Below are 3,306 nucleotides of genomic sequence, written 5' to 3'. Positions count from 1 at the left end.
CGCCTGCTCTTGACATGCGTTTTTGTAACTGTTATATATAAACAAAGGGCGAAAAGCTAATATATCAAGCCTTTCGCCCATCATTATCATAGAAGAATCTTATTTACAGACTTTTCTTCATAGTCTCAAAGATAAATTCGACAACAACATAATCATAAATTCGACAGCAAAACCTTACATATCTATTTCTTATCAGAAAGATTCACTTTCCAAAGACACAAGATTTTTTACAGCCTCAAAAGAAATGTTGATTTATTCTTATATTGCTTATTTAAATTTTCTCAAGAAATCCCTCTAGAGAATTCGATTTTGCTGCTATTTTATGCCATTTTGTGAGCGGTGAGATATTTCTTTCATTCATAATATTATTACGAATATCATCTGGAATTTTTCCTAACTCAAATAACAATTCTAGTACAAACTCAGCCTTGCCTTCAGCTTTACCTTCATATCGTTCATCCCTAAACATTTCTTCGAAGATCGTATAACGCTCCTCCATCTCCCGATCGCTTTTAATCTGATGAATTGTTTTTTTGAAGTATTTTTCCTCCGATGTACAGAGGAATTCTATATAGGGATTATAGCATGGAGCGTTAATTTTGAAAAGCCACCGTACCAAACTAATGATACAATGGCTTTCTTTTTCATTCATAAATGATTTTTATTCAACTACCATGCCTTCCCGGGTGCTTGGTAGTTGAGGTATGTTGTGATAATCCGGACAGAGAACCGTCCCCTTGTCCTTCTATCCCATAATAGTTCTGGAAATAATATCCATAACCTTATCGTAGCAGCCTCCACATCCTGTAGAGCACCGTGTTGTGTCTTTTACATCTTCAAAAACTTTAAGAAGCTCTTCCATGTTGCTGTGTTTATGTACCTCATCAATAATATCATAGTAGCTAACGTGGTTACATTTACATACTATGTAATCGCCATCCGGCATCTTCTCCTCCTGTTTTTTCTCCTCCACTTCTTTTTTCCAGAGACTGTGCAGATTGCAGTACGCATATGCGGCAACCACTTCATCACCTTCACAAATAGCAAAGGATGCCTGCGGTTTATCACCAGGCTTTAAAACCTTTCTTTGATTTCCCTGTTTTGTCTCAAGAGAAATCCATTCAATATAGTGTTCCGGAAGCATTGGATGAGAAACCTCACCTACTGTCACCGTCACCTGATTATTCTTTACTACACAAACAGGAATATGTTTTTCTGCTGCTGCCTCTGTGACACCCGGAATCAACTCTTTCATTTTTTCCCCGCAGCACATCAGCGGAACGCCGCTTTCCTTAACAATCGCTGCAATTTTTCCACAATGTTCACAAACATAAAATTTTTGTTCCATAATTCATCATCCTTTTTTGTATTTTCTGTTTTTTATCTTACCATATACATGTTGATATCGCAAGTCAGGAGTTGAGGACAGTAACGGAAAATAACGTTCTTTTATTCTTCCTCCTGTTCAGCCAGTTCTTTACTATAAGCATACAAGTCATCATTAATTAATAAAGCAATGCTCATATCCATCAAACCATCGCTTTCTATCCTCACTCTAAAAAGAGGATAATAACGACCAAAAGATTCTTTATTTTCTTCAATATCTGCAAAAATCTTTTCCCAATCTTTATCACGCATTAAGAAATATCGATTCTGTTCAATCAACCATTCGCATCTTCTGCGGGAATCCTCTTCCATAAGTTCAGAAAACTCTTCTTCTTCAAGAGCCGTATCTAAGAACTTTCTTGACCCACCAAGGGATTTCATTAATACCGGACGCATGGTATCACCTTTTTCGTAAAATATCATATCATCATAGTCATTTATATCATACTTCTCGAGTTTTTCCAGTCCATTTTCACGAGTTTTTTCCATCACCTGATGAAATGCATCAGCAGGATCCTGCCTGATAGCCATGTCAAAATCTTCATCTGATACATCTTCATCCATTATATTGATTTTCATCTGCTCAGCTTCCTTAGCTAAATATGCATCTATGATTTCGTCCACATTGCATTTATCACCAATTCCTGCGTTCAATGCACTGCGAATCTCTTTTATTGGAATATATCGATTAACCTTTTTATTTTTTGCACCTGAAAATGCGAACTGTGCCATCAGTGTCCAAATACCATATGGATGTTCTTCTTCCTGATCAATTTTCAGTGCATCTTCACAGTTCTTATCCACCAGATGAAACTTGGCATCCATCACGCACTTGATAAATATATCATATTTGAGATTTCCTTCACCATCCTGAAATGATACATAGCCACACAGCCTTTCCAAATCAAAACCCCATAACATGTAGTTATAAAAACAGTCATTGAATCCTATTGTTCCTAATTTATACCCGGCAAATTCTTGCTTCCAGAAGGCTTCTATTGCCTCATTTGAAAAGCTTTGACGTATATATGCCCCAAACGCAGCATCCTTAGTGCCAAGATAGAATTTCTCAAAAACATCTAACTGTTCATTTTCTGATAGCGGAAGCTGAGATACTCTTTTTAAGAATCTCTTCACATCACAGCGATCCGGCATTTCAATCGGACTTTCAAGATACTCATTTGCAATCTCAACAGCCTTCTTACATTGCCCACGTGTAATATCTCCGTAGGTGAAGGCCTTAGTTCCTAAACGAGCCTCTATCAGGCATGCTATTGCCAGCAGATACATATGATATGGCTCTCCCTGAGTCTTCGCTCCCCATTCTTGATACACATGGTTGAATTTTTCATCATTCCAATCATACGGTAAATACGCCGGCAATGCTCCAAATATGGCATCACCTGCTTCGGGTTCAACCTTGTTATCACCTACCAGATTCCTTGGCAGATAATAATTCTCAGCCGTCCTCATATAAGTGTAATCTCCTACTGTATTCCATCCAATTTGAGTCTTTTCCCTATTCCATCTATATGTTGTTTCACGTTCTTCTGTTGGGACAAGACAGATTGTGTCAACATCATGAATCTTGATTTTTCTCTTCTCCGCAAAAGGAAATTTCTTTACCAGCAGAAGAGTTTCCTCATACACTTTCTCCCATTCTTCTCTGGTAACCGACTTTGATATTATCATGTTAATAAAAATACCCATGCTTAACCTCCTGAATATATACTATGCTTATGCTATATCATATATTTTATTTGCACGCAATTACATTGCATTATTTTTATTCCGGCTGAATTGGAAAACTGACTTCCAGTTTGCAAAAGTAAACCCCTGTTCCTAAAAGTTCTTGCAAGACTAAATTCCGGCATATCAAGAAATCATGATTTTAGCGGAATTTACGTTTCCAAACTGGAA

The 3,306-nt window shown here is 37.2% G+C and carries 2 protein-coding genes and 2 pseudogenes; all 4 read right to left on the bottom strand.

The window, feature by feature from the left end; genetic code table 11:
- Positions 1-271: 271 nt before the first annotated feature.
- The 4 genes and pseudogenes from FYJ57_RS14840 to FYJ57_RS14830 all read right to left on the bottom strand — a co-directional run bounded on the left by FYJ57_RS14840 (position 272) and on the right by FYJ57_RS14830 (position 3,096).
- A complete protein-coding gene (locus tag FYJ57_RS14840) occupies positions 272-652 on the bottom strand; it encodes a hypothetical protein (protein ID WP_154433255.1) in 381 nt (126 codons plus the stop codon).
- 93 nt (positions 653-745) lie between these two features.
- Positions 746-916, bottom strand: a pseudogene (locus tag FYJ57_RS16465) ((2Fe-2S)-binding protein); the annotation flags it as partial.
- 57 nt (positions 917-973) lie between these two features.
- Positions 974-1,348 (bottom strand): annotated as a pseudogene (locus tag FYJ57_RS16460) (desulfoferrodoxin family protein); the annotation flags it as partial.
- Between the two features lie 101 nt (positions 1,349-1,449).
- Entirely contained in the window at positions 1,450-3,096 is a 1,647-nt protein-coding gene (locus FYJ57_RS14830; RefSeq protein WP_154433253.1) for a hypothetical protein, read from the bottom strand.
- Positions 3,097-3,306: the final 210 nt, after the last annotated feature.

The sequence above is a fragment of the Oliverpabstia intestinalis genome (genome assembly GCF_009696065.1).
Lineage (GTDB): Bacteria > Bacillota > Clostridia > Lachnospirales > Lachnospiraceae > Oliverpabstia > Oliverpabstia intestinalis.
This window is presented reverse-complemented; position numbering and strand designations above follow the sequence as displayed.

Excerpts from the sequence above, each read along its gene's own strand:
- FYJ57_RS14840 (WP_154433255.1), bottom strand. The coding sequence starts at position 652 with ATGAATGAAAAAGAAAGCCATTGTATCATTAGTTTGGTACGGTGGCTT.
- FYJ57_RS14830 (WP_154433253.1), bottom strand. The coding sequence starts at position 3,096 with ATGGGTATTTTTATTAACATGATAATATCAAAGTCGGTTACCAGAGAA.